We start from the raw sequence: 15,347 nt of genomic DNA on the forward strand, positions 1-15,347 counted from the left end.
GGTGCGCTTCGGACGAAGGCAATGATCTGGCCCGGACCGGGCAATCGAAGCGAGCAAGAACATGAACGGATCGCGATCACATTCTTCCCGGCATTCCGACAGGACCTCGCTCGACGCGTTGAACCGCACGATCGAAGGGCTGGAAGCGCGGATCGAAGGCCTGATGGGCAGCGGGCGCGAACAGCGGCCGCGCAATCCGGTGCCGGACCGTGATCCCTACGCCGGTTCCTATAGCCCGCGCGCAGCCGATCCGCTTGCGGAAATCCGCCAGCGCCAGCGCGCGCTCGACGCCGGCAGAGACAATCGCGAGCGCGCCTATACGCGCGAACCGGCCCGCACGCCCGCCCCGCAGCACGCCGCGGCACCGCAGCCGGCCGCTGCCGCTTTCCGTGGCTCCGACGACACGATGACCGAAATCGCCCAGGCGCTCGTCAACCTGCGGCAGGACCTGAAGCGCGACATTTCCGAAGGCGTCACGCGCGAAATGAATGCGCTGCGCAGCGAATTGCGCGAGATCAAGGCGAGCGCGCAGGACCGGCATTTCGCCGACGACATCCGCGCCGATATGGGCCGCCTGTCGCAGAGCATCGCGCAGCTTACCAGCCGCTCCGCCGGACCGGAGGCGAGCGGCCTGCGCGACGAATTCGAGGAGTTGCGCTCGCTGATGGACGGGCTGGCGCGCGAGGATTCGATGCGCCACCTGGAGCGGCGCTGGGACAGCGTGGAAAACCGCCTGGCGGACCTCGACACGGCCGGCCTGCAGGAAGAGCTGGTCTCGCTCGCCTACCGGCTCGACGACATCAAGCGGCATCTCGGCGGCATGGGCGAAAGCCCGGCCGTGCAGGCGCTGGAAGACAAGCTCATCACCATCGCCTCCGCCGTCGAGCAGTTCGGCAACCTGATCCAGCCGCACGACCGGATCATGTCCGAGCAGTTCGCCGCCATGGATATCAGGCTCGACGAGATCAGCCGCGCGATCGCCGCCAGCGGACGGACCTCCGGCGGCACCGACCCGGCGCTGATACAGCGGCTGGAGAGCCGCCTTTCCGCGCTCGGCGACCAGATCGAGCTGATGGGGCGGGCTGCCTCGAGCCGGCCCAACCCGGCAGACGAAATGGCAGGCCGGCTGGAAGCGCTGACGGCGCGCGTCGAAGACCTCGCCAAGGCGGAAGCGACCTCACGGCTGGACGAGCGGCTGGAACATCTTTCCTACCTGCTCGAGCGCACGCAGAGGGCGGCGCCGCAGCCGGACCTGACCGGTGCGCTTTCCGACATTTCCCGCAAGATCGATGCGCTCGAAAGCGGCTCGGTCAACGATGCCCTCGCCAAGCGGCTCGACTATCTCGCACGCCGCATCGACGAGATGGAAATCCGCCCGGCGCCCGCGCCGGTCATCGACGACGGCGCCTTTCAGCGTCTCGAAGGCCGGCTCAGCGACATCGCCGCGCGGCTGGAAGAAAGCACGGCGGCACCGCCGACCGATACGCGCGCGCTGAAGAACCTCGAAGACCAGATCGCCAATCTCTCCGAACTCCTGAACGCGCCGCGCGAAAATGCGGAAGTATCCGCCGATCTCGACCGCCGCATGGGCGCGATCGAAGATTATATCGCCACCAACGACGAATATATTATCGAGGCGGCGCGACAGGCGGCGGAAGCCGTGGTCGACGCCTATTCCCGCAACGGCGCGGCACAGGGCGCGGCACCGGCCGCCGCCGACATGTCGGCCCTCGTCGCGCTTGCGGAAGACCTGCGCCATCTCGAGGATCTGAGCCGCGACAGCGAAGAGCGCACCCACAAGACTTTCCAGGCCCTGCACGAGACGCTGGTGCATATTGCCGACCGGCTGGACACGATGGAGGAGCGGGTGCGTCCCGCTGCCCGGATGCCGGCGGCCGATGTCGATTTCAACGTCGATCCCTATGCGCTGGTGGATGCCGGCCGGGAACCGGCCAAGGCAGCCGTGATGCAGGCCCCCAAGGCTTCGCCAGTGCTGCGCACGGCCGATATCGCCGAGGAAGCGCCGGCCCGCATGCCGGAGCCGGCACTGACGGACAGCACCAGCGCGATCGCCATCGAAGCCACCAGCCAGCCGGACAAGCCGGTCGTTCCCGCCAGGGGCAGTCTGCTCGCCAGCCTTGGCCGCAAGCTGATGCCGTCGCGCAAGGCGGAAGAAAAGAAGGCCGCCGCCGAGCGCCCGGTCATCGATCCCGCCCCCTCGATCGATCCCGTCGACGTGGTGCCGGCCGAGGCCGCAAACGAGCTCCTGGAACCGGGTTCGGGCGCGCCCGACGTGAAGAAGATCCTGGAGCGCGTGCGCGCCAGCCAGAACGCCCAGCGCGCCAAGGCGGCCACAGAGAACGACCGGGCGGACTATATCGCCGCCGCGCGCCGGGCCGCGCAGGCCGCCGCGATGGAAATCGACAGCAACGCCAAGCCCGCGACGCGCGCCGAACGCCGTGCCGCCAAGCCCGAGAAGGCCGCCGGCAAGGGCAGTGCCTTTTCGCGCTTCCGCCGGCCGATCCTGCTTGCCGTCGGCGCCGTACTGCTTGCCATCATGGCTTTCCCGCTTGCCCGCACGCTGACATCGGGACAGAAAGCGCCGCCGCCGGCCGAGGTTTCTGCCCTGACGGGAGCCACGGAAACGCCGCAGGCCAATATGGCAGCGCCGGCTCCGGTCGCACCGGTCGCACCGGTCGCATCCGCACCGGAGACGGCCGCCGAGGCACCGGCAAGCGCGCCGGCGCCAACGGCTCCCGCCGCGACCGACCACCTGACCGATGCCGCGCCGCTCGACGGCGAAGGCGCGGAAGGCTTCGCCCAGGCACCGGTGCAGGATGCCTCCGGCTTCGTTCCGAGCACGCCTGCCGAACCGGCGGTGACGCCGGCTGCCTCGACGACCGCCGCGATCATCGTTCCCGACACGATCCAGCCGCTGCCGCTCGCCGACGCGGCGCGCAACGGTGATGCGCTGGCGCTCTTCGAGATCGGCGCCCGTTATACCGAAGGCCGCAACGGCCTTGCCGCCGACCAGAAACAGGCGGCAAGCTGGTACCAGCTTTCGGCCGACAAGGGTTTTGCGCCGGCGCAGTACCGCCTCGGCAGCATGTACGAGAAGGGCAACGGCGTCGAGCGCGACGTGCAGAAGGCCAAGGGCCTCTACGAACAGGCCGCCGGCCAGGGCAATGCCAGCGCGATGCACAATCTCGCCGTGCTCTACGCGTCCGGCGCGCTCGGCCAGCAGGATTATGCGACGGCGGCCTCCTGGTTCCAGAAGGCGGCGGATCTCGGCATTACCGACAGCCAGTTCAACCTTGCCATCCTGTGCGCCCGCGGCAACGGCGTGCCGGCCGATCTGGAAGAATCCTACAAGTGGTTTGCGATCGCCGCCAAATCCGGCGACAAGGATGCCGCCCAGAAGCGCGACGAAGTGGCGAACGCCATGAAGCCGGACCAGCTGGAGCGCGCCCGCGCCAAGGCCGACCTCTGGAAGCCGCAGCCGCTCGACAACAAGGCGAACGGCGTCGAGATCCCCGACGCATGGGCAAGCGGCGCCGCGCCGAAGACGGCGACCGTGGACATGAAGAAGGCGATCCGCAACATCCAGGCGATCCTCAACAACAACGGCTTCGACGCCGGCCCGCCGGATGGGGAAATGGGCGCCAAGACCGTGACCGCCATCAAGAACTTCCAGAAATCGATCGGCCAGGAGCCGACCGGCAAGGTCAACGACGAGACGGTCAAGGCGCTGCTGGAGCGCAACAAGCCGGGCGCCAAGGCCATCTGATTTCGCCTGGCGGCCCCTGCCGCCGGGCTTTCGGCCTTTTCGGGCCGCGTGTCACAAAACCTGAAAAAAGCCGGATTATGCGGGACATATCGGAGCCTGCATCCGGCTGATCGCGCTTTTTCCTTCGAAAGCCTCTGGCAACGATTTCACAGTAGGATGCGCCATTCGAACGGGGACGTGAGACGGGCCGCCGCGGCGGGCGCGGCGATAATCGGGGTCGGCTGTGACAATCTATCTGCCCATCGCAGAATTGTCGGTGAACATCTTCATCATCCTCGGCATGGGGGCTGCCGTCGGCTTCCTGTCCGGCATGTTCGGCGTCGGCGGCGGCTTCCTGATCACGCCGCTCCTGATCTTCTACAATATTCCTCCGGTCGTTGCCGTGGCGACCGGCGCCAACCAGGTGGTGGCTTCCTCGATATCGGGGGCGATCACGCATTTCCGGCGCGGCACGCTGGATGTGAAGCTCGGTTCGGTGCTGCTGGTCGGCGGCCTTTCGGGCGCGACGGTCGGTATCTGGATCTTCTCGCTGCTGCGCTCCATCGGCCAGCTCGACCTGTTCATCTCGCTGCTTTACGTCGTCTTCCTTGGCACTGTCGGCGGGCTGATGCTGTGGGAGAGCGTCAACGCCATGCGCCGCGCGGCCCGCAACGAAGCGCCCGCCCCGCGCCGGCCCGGCCATCAGCACTGGGTCCACAAGCTGCCGCTCAAAATGCGGTTCAAGAAATCGAAGATCTTTCTGTCGGTCATCCCCATCGTGGCGCTCGGCTTTGCCATCGGCATCCTGACCTCGGTCATGGGCGTGGGCGGCGGTTTCATCATGGTGCCGGCGATGATCTACCTGCTGCGCATCCCGACCAACGTGGTCGTCGGAACCTCGCTCTTCCAGATCATCTTCGTGACCGCCTATACGACGATCGTGCAGGCGGCGACCAACTATTCCGTCGATATCGTGCTTGCCTTCTTCCTGATGCTCGCCGGCGTCATCGGCGCACAATACGGCGTGCGCGTCGGCCAGCGGCTGCGCGGCGAGCAGCTGCGCGCCCTCCTCGGCCTGCTGGTCCTTGCCGTCGGCCTGCGCCTTGCCGTCGCGCTGGTGGTGACGCCGGAGGATATCTATTCGGTGGTGATGGGAGTGGGGAACTGATGTTTCGGCTCCTGCTGATCCTTGCCCTTCTCATGCCTGCCGCCGCCGCGGGCCAGGTGCTGCTGCCCGGACAGGGAACGACGCAGGCCGAGCGCGAGGGGCTGGAAATCGGCACGTCCACCAGCGAGATCGCCATCACATCCGATTTTCGCGGCGCGGACCTGACGATTTTCGGGGCCGTGACCAATACGGACGACCTTCTGCTTGCCATCGGCCAGTATGACGTCGTCGTGGTTCTGGAAGGTCCGCGCGTGGACGCCACTGTGCGCAGGAAGGAACGGGTCTTCGGCATCTGGATCAATACCACGTCGATGACCTTTGCCGAGGTACCGCATTCCTATTCGATGTCGAGTTCGCGTTCCATCGACGACATCACGACGCCGCTCGACCTGACCGGAGAGGGTATCGGCATCGACCATATTCCGCTGCGACCGATCGATTTTACCGGCAACTTCAACAGTCTCAACGAATTCCGCGCCTCCTTCCGGCGCATACAGCAGTCAGGCGGGCTCTACGAGCGCGATCCGAGCGGCGTTCGCTTCGTCTCCTCCAACCTGTTCAAGGCAAGCCTGCGGCTGCCCGCCAATATTCCGAACGGCGTGCATACGGTGCGCGCCTATCTCTTCAAGAGCGGCAAGTTCGTGACCCAGAAATCGCAGCCGCTGCGCGTCATCAAGACCGGCATCGAGCAGACGATCACCGATGCGGCGCATGAGCAGCCGATTTTCTACGGCTTTTTCGCCGTGCTGCTGGCCGTGCTGACCGGATGGGGCGCCAGCCTGATCTTCCGCAAGGATTGATCATTTCGCCTTCCTCATCGCCGCGGCGACAAGCGTTGCGGCCGCTTCTCCGGCCGTTTCCATATAGGTCGGATCGCGATGCAGGAGCACGGCGGCAAAGCAGCCGTCAAGCAGCAGGACGATCTGGCGGGCGAGCTTTGCCGGCTCGGCGAAATGTTTTTCCTCGAAGAGAGATGCCAGCCACTTTTCGACATTTTTCTTGTGCGCGGCACCGACCTTGATGGCGGGATGGCCGGGCATGTTGGCAAGTTCGGCCGATGTTCTGAGATATCCGCAGCCCTTCCATTTCGGATGCCGGGCCGAGCGGGCCAGTTGATCGAAAATGCCCTTCACCTTCACCGGCAGGTCGCCATCCGTCTCGGCAAACCAGCGGCGGTAGACCGCAAGATTGGGCTGGTCGCGGGTCTCCAGATAGGCGGCGATCAGATCGTCCTTGCTGTCGAAATGATAGTAGAGGGTGCGCTTGGTGACATCGGCCTTCTCGGCCACGGCATCGACGCTGACGGCACGGATGCCCTCGCTGTAGAAGAGCTTGGCGGCGGCGGCGACGATGCGCTCGCGCGTGTCGGATGCGTTTCTTGCCATGACGGCAATGTATACCGACTAGTGAGTGTCATCAACGCGCAATGCCGCCTACCGTGCTTGTCAAACCAGAACAAAGGAAGCAGCCATGCCGGCAGGCAGCAAAGGCAGGAAGAGCGATCTTGGGCGGGAAGCGGATGCTGTCGTGATCGGCTGTCGTGACGGCGTGGCGCTTGGCGGCCACCTCTGGAGTGCCGTCGGACCGAGCAGCGGCAGCGTGGTCATCAACCCGGCGACCGGGGTCGCGGCCCGCTACTACCACTACTATGCGCGCTTTCTCGCCGAGCACGGCTTCGACGTGCTGACCTACGATTACAGAGGTATCGGCCAGTCGCGCCCGGAACGGCTGCGCGGCTGCGGTTATCGCTGGCGCGACTGGGGCGAGCGGGACTTCGATGCGGCGCTGCTGTTCATGGAGGCTCTAAGGCCCGGCCAAGAGCTTCTTGTCGTCGGCCACAGTATCGGCGGCTTCCTGCCCGGCCTTTCAGCGCATGCCGGCCGTGTTGCCCGGATGCTGGCGGTCGGCGCGCAATATGGGAACTGGCGGGACTACGCCCCGGCGCATCGCCGGCGGCTGTTCGTAAAATGGCACCTGCTCATGCCGGCGATGACCTTGCTGACAGGCTACTTTCCCGGACGGTCTCTCGGCTGGCTTGAGGACCTGCCGAAGGGCGTGGCGCTGGACTGGGCATTGCAGCGGCGATGGAACGGTCCTCGTTCGGCAGCAAAAACGGATGCCTCAAGATCCTTCGAGACTTTTCATGCGCCGATCCTCAGCCTCACCGTCACCGATGACGGGATTGCGACCGTGCGGGCCGTTCGCCGCGGCCTTTCCCACTATCGCAACGCCCAGGTGGAGGAGGTGCTGCTTGCGCCAGACGATCTCGGATTTGCGCGGATCGGGCATTTCGATCTCTTTCACGCGCGCCATGCCGCCGGCTTCTGGCTCGACAGTTTGCTCTGGCTCAGGGACGGGGCGAATCCCTGGCCTCACAAAAAACCGTCGGAACATCTCGCATTCGCATAAAAACCGCTCTTTAACGTTTACGAGTTAGTAATCTCTCGGAAACGAGAGGTTTGTATCATGCGTACTCGTACCGTGCTTGCGGTCGTCGGGCTGGCCCTGCTTGCGGGCTGCGCGACAGCGCCGCGCCAGACGCGCAATATCTGCGCCGTGTTCGACCAGAAGGATGGTCTCTTCACCAGCTGGCAGGGAGCTGCCGAGCGCACGGAAAAGAAATACGGCGTGCCGGTGCCGATCCTGATGGCGACCATGTATGTCGAATCCGGCTTCCAGCCCTATGCGCGCCCGCCGCGCACCAAACTCTTCGGCTTCATTCCGTGGACGCGACCCTCGACCGCCTATGGTTATTCGCAGGCGCTGAACGGAACCTGGGATCACTACCAGTCCGAAACCGGCAACTGGTCGGCAAGCCGCACCAATTTTGCCGACGCGATCGATTTCATCGGCTGGTACCATTACAGCAACGCCCAGGCGACCGGCATTCCGCTCAACGACGCCTACAATCTCTACCTCGCCTATTATTCCGGCCCGACCGGCTACAAGCGCGGCGACTGGCGCAGCAACGGCCAGCTGCAGCAGACGGCGCAGAAGTTTGCCCGCATGGCCGGCACCTATCAGCAGCAGTTGCAGGGATGTAACTAGCCGCGCAGATTGCCGTAACGAACGGAGTAAATCCGGTCGCGGCCGAGCAGATGGGCAACCAGCGAGGCCTTGTCGAACAGGCCTTTCATCGCCGTGTGGCCGAGGTCGAGACCGCCGCTCATGACGCCGAAGGCCGGCATCAGCAGGCGGGCGCCGTCGGTGGCAAAGCACGGACGGCGGACGGATTTTTCGCGACGGCGGACGGTGGCGGCCGGATGCAGATGGCCGGCGATCTCGCCCTTCTGCAGCCCGTCGCGCGGCTCGTGGCGGAAGGTCAGGCCGGCATGGAAGAGTTCGTCCGAGCAGGTGCCGGGCAGGTCGACCGTGCCGTCGGGATCGTGATTGCCGTTGATCCAGATCCATTCGCGGCCGCGGGCCATTTCGACGATCAGCGTGCGGAAGGCTTCCGGCAGATGTTCGGAGCCGACGCGGTCGTGGAAATTGTCACCAAGCGATATGACGATCCTCGGATCGTAGCGGGAGACGACGGCGGCGAGCACGGTCAGTGTCGCCAGCGTGTCGTAAGGCGGCAGCATCATGCCGCGGCGGGCGTAGGCCGCGCCCTTTTCCAGATGCAGGTCGGAAACGACGAGAATGCCGGCATCCGGCAGGTAGAGGGCGCCGAGCGGATCGCAGACGGCGGCGACACCGTGAACGGCGGTTTCGACGCCCGGTATTGCGGCAAGGCTGGTCATGTCGCGCGCGAGCGCCAGGCGGTTCATCACTCTCGTATTCCCAATAGATTCAGGCCATCGCCTCGGCGATCAGGTCGTCGGCGGCCTCGGCCAGCAGCGCGTCATGGGCCTGACCCGGCACCGATTCCTTGCCGATTTCCAGCATGACCGGCACGGCGAGCGGTGAAATATGATCCAGCGCCCGGTGGGTGATGTGGCCCCTGATTCGTCTCAGCATATCGCCAAGGCGGGAAATATCCAAAAGACCGGTCGCGGCATCCTGCCGTGTCGCCTGCAGCAGGATATGGTCTGGCTCGTGGGTGCGCAGCACGTCATAGATCAGGTCGGCTGACACGGTGACCTGGCGGCCGGTCTTTTCCTTGCCCGGATGGCGCCGCTCGATCAAGCCGGCAATGACGGCGCAATTGCGGAAGGTGCGCTTCAGGAGGAAGGATTCGTTCAGCCAGGATTCCAGATCGTCGCCGAGCATGTCCTCGTCGAAGAGATCGGAAAGGCTTAAGCCGCCATTGGCGATCATCAGGCCGAGATCCTCCAGACCCCAGATGGCGAGCGAATAATCGGTGGCGACGAAGCCCAGCGGTTTGGCCCCTGCCCTGTCCAGCCGGCGGGTGAGCAGCATGCCGAGCGTCTGGTGCGCAAGCCGGCCCTCGAAGGGATAGATGACCATGTAGCCGCGGCTGCCGCGCGGGAATGTCTCGATCAGCAGCTCGTCGCGCTTCGGCAGCAGCGACTTTTCCTTCTGCAGCGACAGCCAGTCGCGCACCTGGTCCGGCAGGCGATGCCAGCGGTCGGGATCATCAAGCATCGAGCGCACCTGATCGGCGAGATAGGTCGAGAGCGGGAACTTGCCGCCGGCATAGGAGGGGATTTTCGGATCGAAGGAATAGGCCTGGCTGACCAGCGCCTCGTTTTCCCTGATGCCTTCGAAGCGCAGCACCTTGCCGGAGAAGATGAATGTGTCGCCCGGAGCGAGCTGTTCGAGGAAATATTCCTCGACCTTGCCGAGTACAGCGCCGGGACGGCCGAGCCTGCCGCCCTCGCCGCGCTTGGCCATGCGGATGTTCAGCATCGGGTCTTCGACGATCGTGCCGAGGTTGAGGCGATATTGCTGGGCGACCTGCGGATTGGAGACGCGCCAGCGACCCTCCCTGGTCTTGCGGATGCGGGCGTAGCGTTCGTAGGTGCGCAGCGCATAACCGCCGGTCGCGACGAAATCGACGACGCGCTCGAAGGTCTCCCAGGAAAGATCGGCATAGGGCAAGGCGCTGGTGATCTCGTCATGCAGCTCCAGCATGTCGAAAGGTTCGGCGCAGGCCATGCCGAGAATGTGCTGGGCGAGAACATCGAGCCCGCCGCGCCCGACGGGCGGCGTGTCCTGCGCGCCGATATAATTCGCGTCGAGCGCTGCCTGGCACTCCATGACCTCGAAACGGTTGGCGGGAACGAGGATCGCCTTCGAGGGCTCGTCCATGCGGTGGTTGGCGCGGCCGATGCGCTGGGCCAGACGCGAGGCGCCCTTGGGTGCGCCGACATGGATGACGAGATCGACGTCGCCCCAGTCGATGCCGAGATCGAGGGTGGAGGTGGCGACGACGGCGCGCAGACGGTTCGCGGCCATGGCGGCTTCCACCTTGCGGCGCTGGGCGACATCGAGGGAGCCGTGATGGAGTGCGATCGGCAGGTTCTCCTCGTTGACCGTCCACAGTTCCTGAAACAGCATCTCGGCCTGCGAGCGGGTGTTGACGAAGAGCAGCGTCGTCTTGTGGTCGATGAGCTTTCGGTAGACGTCCGGGATCGCATATCTGGCGGCATGGCCGGACCAGGGGATGCGTTCTTCCGTATCGAGAATGGAAATATCGGGCTTGGCGCCGCCTTCGACGAGCACGAGGCCGGCATGGTTGTCCCTGCCCTCCTGCTGCGCCACCAGCCATTTCTGCAGGTCCATCGGCTCGGCAACGGTGGCTGAGAGGCCGATGGTCTTGAGATCGGGCGCCAGACGGCGCAGCCGGGCAAGGCCGAGCGAGAGCATATGGCCGCGCTTGGAGGTGACGAGCGAATGCAGCTCGTCGAAGATGACGTATTTCAGATCCTTGAAGAAGCGCTCGGCTTCCCGGTTTGCCAGCAGAAGGGCGACCTGTTCGGGCGTCGTCAGCAAAATATCCGGCGGGTTCAGCTTCTGGCGCTGGCGCTTGGCGTTCGGCGTGTCGCCGGTGCGGTTTTCGATCGAGATCGGCAGGCCCATTTCGGCGACGGGTTTCGTCAGGTTGCGCTCGATATCGACGGCCAGCGCCTTCAGCGGCGAGATGTAGAGCGTATGGATGCCGGTGAAGGCCGAACCCGGCGGGATCTTGCCGCGGCGGGTGAGGTCGGTCAGCGAGGGCAGGAAACCGGCAAGCGTCTTGCCCGCACCCGTCGGCGCGATCAGCAGCGTGCTCTCGCCGGCCTCGGCGCGGGCCAGCAGTTCGAGCTGATGGGCGCGCGGGCGCCAGCCCTTTTCCGCAAACCAGCGGAGGAAGGGGGCGGGCAAGGCAAGGCTGAGGTCGGCTTCGATCTGATCCACGCGGCAAATGTAGTTCAAACGACGACGAAGAGAAGCGCTATTGACTCGCGGCAATAATCGTGGATAAATAATATCCATGATTAGAGGAGGCGAGATGTGAAGCTTGGTGACGGTGTCGAACAGGGCATTCATTGCGTGGCGGTCCTCTCGGGCCTTTCCGAGGGCGGCGTGCTCTCGGCGGCAGCGCTTGCCGAGTTCCACGGCGTGTCGACGAGCTACCTGCTGAAACACCTTCAGGCGCTCTCCGGCGCCGGGATTCTGGAGACGGTGCCGGGGCCGAGGGGCGGCTACCGGCTGGCGAAGAAGCCGGAGGATATCTCGCTGCTCGATATCGTGCTGGCTATCGAGGGACCGGCGCCAGCGTTCCGCTGTTCGGAGATCCGCCAGCGCGGGCCGAACCCGCTGCCGCAGCGCTACTTCACCAAACCATGCCAGGTCAGTGCCGCGATGATGCGGGCCGAGCGCGCCTACCGTGCCGAACTCGCCGCTACCAGCATCGCCGATATCCTGGCCGAACTTTCCGCGGATGACGACGGCGGCATCGCCGCCAGAGGCTGCGCTTTCATGGACATGCACGAGAGAAGGGCGGCTCGCTGAGCCGCGCCACAACCCAACCCAACCCAACCCAAGGAGACTACGATGCAAGCACGTTTCAACTTCGGCAAAGCCGCCCCGGATGCCTACAAGGCCGTCGCCGCACTGGAGCAATATGTCCAGGAAAGCGGACTGGACAAGCGCTTCATTCACCTGATCAAGCTTCGCGCCTCGCAGATCAACGGCTGCGCCTATTGCGTCGACATGCACTCGAAGGAAGCCCGCCATCACGGACTTTCCGAACAGTGGATCAACCTGATGTGCGTATGGCGGGAATCGCCCGTTTACGACGCCCGCGAACGTGCCCTGCTCGGCTGGGTCGATGCGGTGACGAAGATCGCCGAAACCGGTGCGCCGGATGCCGATTACGAAGCGCTCAAGGCGCATTTTTCCGAAGAGGAAATGACCAAGATCACCGTTGCGATCGGCACGATCAATATCTGGAACCGGCTGGCCGTCGGCTTCCGCAGCCAGCATCCGGTCGATGCGCCGCAGAAGGCGGCCTGACGGCGACCTGCTGACGGAGGGATCTGATCCCGGCGACCGACCCGAAACCGATCGGGTCGGTTGAATATATGGTCACTCGCGCTCTGCGGTGGCCCTGACGGCAGCGGCTTCAGGCCATTTGCCCGAGAGGTCGATGCTGTTGAATATGCCGCGCACGACTTTGGCGATTTCCTCTGCGGAAGCGCCTCTGGCGTATTCTTCCTGCATGCGGCGTCTGACAAGCTTTTCCAAATCCGACATAGCTTACCTCATCATATCCGGCGCGGGAAAAAGTCTCGCGCCAGGACCGATCACAGGCAAGTTACGTTTTGTTCAGAAGGGCTTACGGTTTTGTAAGGTTAGAGGGCGATGTAACGATCGGCACGGTGGTTGATCGCCACGAACAGGTTGAGGACGACCGCGCCGAGCACCGAATAGAAGACGACCGGCGGCGTGGTGACGAAGAAGGCGGCGGCCAGCACGCACATGTCGATGGCAAGCTGCACGAGGCCGGCGCGGATGCCGAAACGCTGCTGCATGTAGATGCCGAGAATGCCGACGCCGCCGAGGCTGGCGCGGTGGCGATAAAGCGCCAGAAGGCCGAAGCCGAGCAGCAGACCGCCGAGAAGGGCCGCCCAGGCCGGATGGATCGCGGCAATCTCCATGACCTTCGGCTGCAGGCTGGTCAGCGCCGAGGTCAGGCCGATGGCGACGAAGGTCTTGGTCGTGAAGGCCAGGCCGAGCCGCTTCCACGAAAGATAGAAGAAGGGCAGGTTGAGCAGGAAGAAGCCAAGGCCGAAATTCACGCCGAAGGCGTAATGCAGCAGGAAGGCGATACCGGCGGTGCTGCCTGTCAGAAGGCCGGCGCTGGCAAGGACGTAAAGGCCGAGCGCGGAAACGAGGCTGCCGGAGAATATGCCCTGCACATCCTCGACCGGCGTGTGGCGCGTGGCGGTGGTGTTCCAGAAACCGAGGGCACTGATGAGCTGGCTCATGTCGCGATCTCCGATAGCGGCTGTTCCGGGCAGGCCGGAGGGAGAGGAAATAGACGGGTGGATGCGGCGCGTACGGCACCTGGAAGGTGCGTCGCCTGCTCGCGGAATGGCCGGATTATCAGGGCTTTTCCGGTTACGCGCAAGCGAAATACGTAAGCAATGCTGACCTATTTCAAAATCGCAAGAAACATGCGCTCAGAGGGTTTTGCGCGTAAGGAACAGAATGCCGGAAACCGGTTTGCCGCCATCTTTGCGAATGGTGGTTTTGACGAGATCGAGGATTTCGAGCCCGTGGGCCGCCGCCAGCCCTTCGACATAGGTCTGCGTGTGGGCATAGCGCAGCGACGGCGCCAGGAAGAAGCCGTTTCCTTCGCCGCCATCCTCGACCGAAAAGGCGAAATCGGCGCCCGGCGCGGCGAGGTCATCGACGATCGCAAGGACGCTTTCGAGATTGCCGAGATACATCAGCACGTCGGCGGCGGTCACGAGATCGGCGCGCTGCCGGCCGCCGCCGGAAAAGATGCCGGAGGCCTGCGATGCCAGCGACAGGTCCGCCTGGGCGAGATGGTCGTAGACATGCTTTTCGGCCGCCTTTGCCAGCATGTTCTGCGACAGGTCGAAACCTTCGAGCTGTGCGACCCGGGAGCGGATTTCCGGGCCGAGCAGGCCGGTGCCGCAGCCGAGATCGACGGCGCGCCGGTAGTGCCGGCCGGTGGAGGCGACAAGGGCGGCAAGCTTCTCGGGGACGGAATAGTCGAGCTTTTCCACCAGCGAGGTCTCGAAGCGATCGGCATAATCGTCGAACAGGCGCTCGACATAGCGGCTCGACGGCCGGGCCGGCGTTTGCGCATCGCCGAGCAGGGCAAGTTTGAGGCCGGCGCCGAATATATCCTCGGGGTCGAGGTCCAGCGTGCGGCGATAGGCCTGGACGGCGGCATCCGCCTTGCCGGCCTTTTCCCGATAGGTGGCGAGCCGATACCAGCCAGCCGCCCAGCCGGGCGCGAGATCCAGCGCCTGCTCCATCAGCTCGGCCGCCGCTTCAGCATCGCCACCCTCGGCAAGCATCCTGGCGTAATCGGCGCGGCGGTCGGCGATGACGTCGCCGGAGGAAAGCTGGCTTGGCTGCATGATCTGACCCTGTGATCTCTCGGCATTTGGCGGCGGCCACAAAAAAACTCAAGTCCTATTTGAGAGGCGGTGCTGTCCTGCCGGAAAAGGCTTGCGGGCGAATCGCCGCGACCGTATCTCAAGGCAAACAGGAGATGGCGCATGTCCGATCAGGTGAACAGGTTCCTCGGCGATTCAATCGGCCGCACGATCATCAAGCTCTTGGTGGTGTCGCTGATCGTCGGTTTCGTCATGGCCATTTTCGGGCTCACCCCCTGGGAGCTTATCTACAATTTCCGGGATTTCGTGCTGCACCTGTGGCGGCAGGGCTTTGCGGCGCTCGGGCGCGTCGGCGACTACCTGCTTCTCGGCGCCACCATCGTCGTCCCGATCTTCATCATCATCCGTCTCTTCAGCTATCGAAAATAACATGAGCTCGATCATCCTTTCGCGCCGCGGCTTGCTGCAGCTTTCCGGCCTTGCCGTCGTGGCCGGCATTGCCGGCTGCACGACGACCCCGAAACTTGCCGGCACGCCCTCCAACGCCACGGACGAGACCGCTTCGGCGCTGCCGCTCGTCAACCAGCTTCGCGCCAAGAACGGCCTGCCGCCGCTCAGCATCGATCCGCATGCCAGCGCGGCGGCCATCTTCCAGGCCAAGCGCATGGCAAGTGCCGGCAAGATGGCGCATCTGATGGGCATGACCGACAGTTTCGGCGCGCGCGTGAAGGCGAGCGGCGTGGCCCTGCCGGCGGCCGAAAACATCGCGTCGGGCCAGCAAAGCGTCGATGCGGCCGTCACCGCCTGGATCAATTCCCCCCACCATCTGGAAAATATGCTCGGACGCTATAGCGGTCTCGGCGTTGCCGTTGCACATAATACGTCTTCGAAGAATCTGCCCTATTGGGCAATGGTGCTTTCCAACTGA

15 protein-coding genes are annotated in these 15,347 nt (G+C 64.5%); 9 read left to right on the top strand and 6 right to left on the bottom strand.

What is annotated here, in order from left to right; genetic code table 11:
* Positions 1-61 precede the first annotated feature (61 nt).
* The 3 genes from ACU8HS_RS06485 (at position 62) to ACU8HS_RS06495 (ending at position 5,734) form a co-directional block, all read left to right on the top strand.
* The gene (locus tag ACU8HS_RS06485; RefSeq protein WP_447015629.1) at positions 62-3,787 is read left to right on the top strand and encodes a peptidoglycan-binding protein; all 3,726 of its coding nucleotides are present in this window, start codon (positions 62-64) and stop codon (positions 3,785-3,787) included.
* Positions 3,788-4,010: 223 nt separating this feature from the next.
* Positions 4,011-4,934, top strand: a complete 924-nt coding sequence (locus ACU8HS_RS06490; RefSeq protein WP_112567041.1) for a sulfite exporter TauE/SafE family protein — start codon at positions 4,011-4,013, stop codon at positions 4,932-4,934.
* Entirely contained in the window at positions 4,934-5,734 is an 801-nt protein-coding gene (locus ACU8HS_RS06495) for a TIGR02186 family protein (RefSeq protein ID WP_112704541.1), read from the top strand. Before ACU8HS_RS06490 ends, ACU8HS_RS06495 begins: the two co-directional genes overlap by 1 nt.
* Here the strand turns inward: ACU8HS_RS06495 and ACU8HS_RS06500 are convergent, their stop codons facing one another.
* Positions 5,735-6,319: a TetR/AcrR family transcriptional regulator gene (locus ACU8HS_RS06500; protein WP_447015630.1), complete on the bottom strand. Its 585-nt coding sequence runs from the start codon at positions 6,317-6,319 to the stop codon at positions 5,735-5,737.
* Positions 6,320-6,404: 85 nt separating this feature from the next.
* On the opposite strand from ACU8HS_RS06500, the gene ACU8HS_RS06505 reads away from it, so the two are divergent.
* Positions 6,405-7,343 carry an alpha/beta hydrolase family protein gene (locus tag ACU8HS_RS06505; protein WP_447015631.1) on the top strand — a complete coding sequence of 313 codons (939 nt, stop codon included), beginning with the start codon at positions 6,405-6,407 and terminating at the stop codon, positions 7,341-7,343.
* 57 nt (positions 7,344-7,400) lie between these two features.
* Entirely contained in the window at positions 7,401-7,982 is a 582-nt protein-coding gene (locus tag ACU8HS_RS06510) for a transglycosylase SLT domain-containing protein (protein WP_112754686.1), read from the top strand.
* On the opposite strand, the gene pdeM is transcribed toward ACU8HS_RS06510, so the two are convergent.
* Together pdeM and ACU8HS_RS06520 are read right to left on the bottom strand one after the other, a co-directional pair.
* Entirely contained in the window at positions 7,979-8,704 is a 726-nt protein-coding gene (gene pdeM / locus ACU8HS_RS06515; RefSeq protein ID WP_112567055.1) for a ligase-associated DNA damage response endonuclease PdeM, read from the bottom strand. The genes ACU8HS_RS06510 and pdeM overlap by 4 nt on opposite strands.
* Before the next feature lie 22 nt (positions 8,705-8,726).
* The gene (locus ACU8HS_RS06520) at positions 8,727-11,237 is read right to left on the bottom strand and encodes a ligase-associated DNA damage response DEXH box helicase (protein WP_113413052.1); all 2,511 of its coding nucleotides are present in this window, start codon (positions 11,235-11,237) and stop codon (positions 8,727-8,729) included.
* Positions 11,238-11,333: 96 nt separating this feature from the next.
* Here ACU8HS_RS06520 and ACU8HS_RS06525 point away from each other — a divergent pair, with 96 nt between their 5' ends.
* Positions 11,334-11,834, top strand: a complete 501-nt coding sequence (locus tag ACU8HS_RS06525) for an RrF2 family transcriptional regulator (protein ID WP_112753820.1) — start codon at positions 11,334-11,336, stop codon at positions 11,832-11,834.
* 42 nt (positions 11,835-11,876) lie between these two features.
* On the top strand, positions 11,877-12,338 hold the full coding sequence (locus ACU8HS_RS06530; RefSeq protein WP_112704536.1) for a carboxymuconolactone decarboxylase family protein: 462 nt from the start codon (positions 11,877-11,879) through the stop codon (positions 12,336-12,338).
* Positions 12,339-12,410: 72 nt separating this feature from the next.
* Here the strand turns inward: ACU8HS_RS06530 and ACU8HS_RS06535 are convergent, their stop codons facing one another.
* The 3 genes from ACU8HS_RS06535 to ACU8HS_RS06545 all read right to left on the bottom strand — a co-directional run bounded on the left by ACU8HS_RS06535 (position 12,411) and on the right by ACU8HS_RS06545 (position 14,440).
* The gene (locus ACU8HS_RS06535; protein WP_162702871.1) at positions 12,411-12,578 is read right to left on the bottom strand and encodes a hypothetical protein; all 168 of its coding nucleotides are present in this window, start codon (positions 12,576-12,578) and stop codon (positions 12,411-12,413) included.
* A 98-nt stretch (positions 12,579-12,676) separates the two neighbouring features.
* Positions 12,677-13,312: a YitT family protein gene (locus ACU8HS_RS06540; protein ID WP_113499277.1), complete on the bottom strand. Its 636-nt coding sequence runs from the start codon at positions 13,310-13,312 to the stop codon at positions 12,677-12,679.
* 195 nt (positions 13,313-13,507) lie between these two features.
* On the bottom strand, positions 13,508-14,440 hold the full coding sequence (locus ACU8HS_RS06545; protein WP_447015632.1) for a methyltransferase: 933 nt from the start codon (positions 14,438-14,440) through the stop codon (positions 13,508-13,510).
* A gap of 141 nt (positions 14,441-14,581) precedes the next feature.
* Here ACU8HS_RS06545 and ACU8HS_RS06550 point away from each other — a divergent pair, with 141 nt between their 5' ends.
* Together ACU8HS_RS06550 and ACU8HS_RS06555 are read left to right on the top strand one after the other, a co-directional pair.
* Entirely contained in the window at positions 14,582-14,848 is a 267-nt protein-coding gene (locus ACU8HS_RS06550; RefSeq protein ID WP_112567073.1) for a DUF6460 domain-containing protein, read from the top strand.
* A 1-nt stretch (position 14,849) separates the two neighbouring features.
* Complete coding sequence (locus tag ACU8HS_RS06555; RefSeq protein ID WP_113413049.1) at positions 14,850-15,347, top strand: CAP domain-containing protein; 498 nt, start codon at positions 14,850-14,852, stop codon at positions 15,345-15,347.

This window comes from Rhizobium sp. KDH_Rht_773_N, assembly GCF_052946295.1.

What these genes read in the sequence shown, in the direction of transcription:
- ACU8HS_RS06545 (WP_447015632.1), bottom strand. Translation starts at nt 14,440, where the DNA reads ATGCAGCCAAGCCAGCTTTCCTCCGGCGACGTCATCGCCGACCGCCGC.
- ACU8HS_RS06510 (WP_112754686.1), top strand. Translation starts at nt 7,401, where the DNA reads ATGCGTACTCGTACCGTGCTTGCGGTCGTCGGGCTGGCCCTGCTTGCG.
- ACU8HS_RS06530 (WP_112704536.1), top strand. Translation starts at nt 11,877, where the DNA reads ATGCAAGCACGTTTCAACTTCGGCAAAGCCGCCCCGGATGCCTACAAG.
- ACU8HS_RS06540 (WP_113499277.1), bottom strand. Translation starts at nt 13,312, where the DNA reads ATGAGCCAGCTCATCAGTGCCCTCGGTTTCTGGAACACCACCGCCACG.
- ACU8HS_RS06485 (WP_447015629.1), top strand. Translation starts at nt 62, where the DNA reads ATGAACGGATCGCGATCACATTCTTCCCGGCATTCCGACAGGACCTCG.
- ACU8HS_RS06550 (WP_112567073.1), top strand. Translation starts at nt 14,582, where the DNA reads ATGTCCGATCAGGTGAACAGGTTCCTCGGCGATTCAATCGGCCGCACG.
- ACU8HS_RS06505 (WP_447015631.1), top strand. Translation starts at nt 6,405, where the DNA reads ATGCCGGCAGGCAGCAAAGGCAGGAAGAGCGATCTTGGGCGGGAAGCG.
- pdeM (WP_112567055.1), bottom strand. Translation starts at nt 8,704, where the DNA reads ATGAACCGCCTGGCGCTCGCGCGCGACATGACCAGCCTTGCCGCAATA.
- ACU8HS_RS06495 (WP_112704541.1), top strand. Translation starts at nt 4,934, where the DNA reads ATGTTTCGGCTCCTGCTGATCCTTGCCCTTCTCATGCCTGCCGCCGCC.
- ACU8HS_RS06535 (WP_162702871.1), bottom strand. Translation starts at nt 12,578, where the DNA reads ATGTCGGATTTGGAAAAGCTTGTCAGACGCCGCATGCAGGAAGAATAC.
- ACU8HS_RS06555 (WP_113413049.1), top strand. Translation starts at nt 14,850, where the DNA reads ATGAGCTCGATCATCCTTTCGCGCCGCGGCTTGCTGCAGCTTTCCGGC.
- ACU8HS_RS06500 (WP_447015630.1), bottom strand. Translation starts at nt 6,319, where the DNA reads ATGGCAAGAAACGCATCCGACACGCGCGAGCGCATCGTCGCCGCCGCC.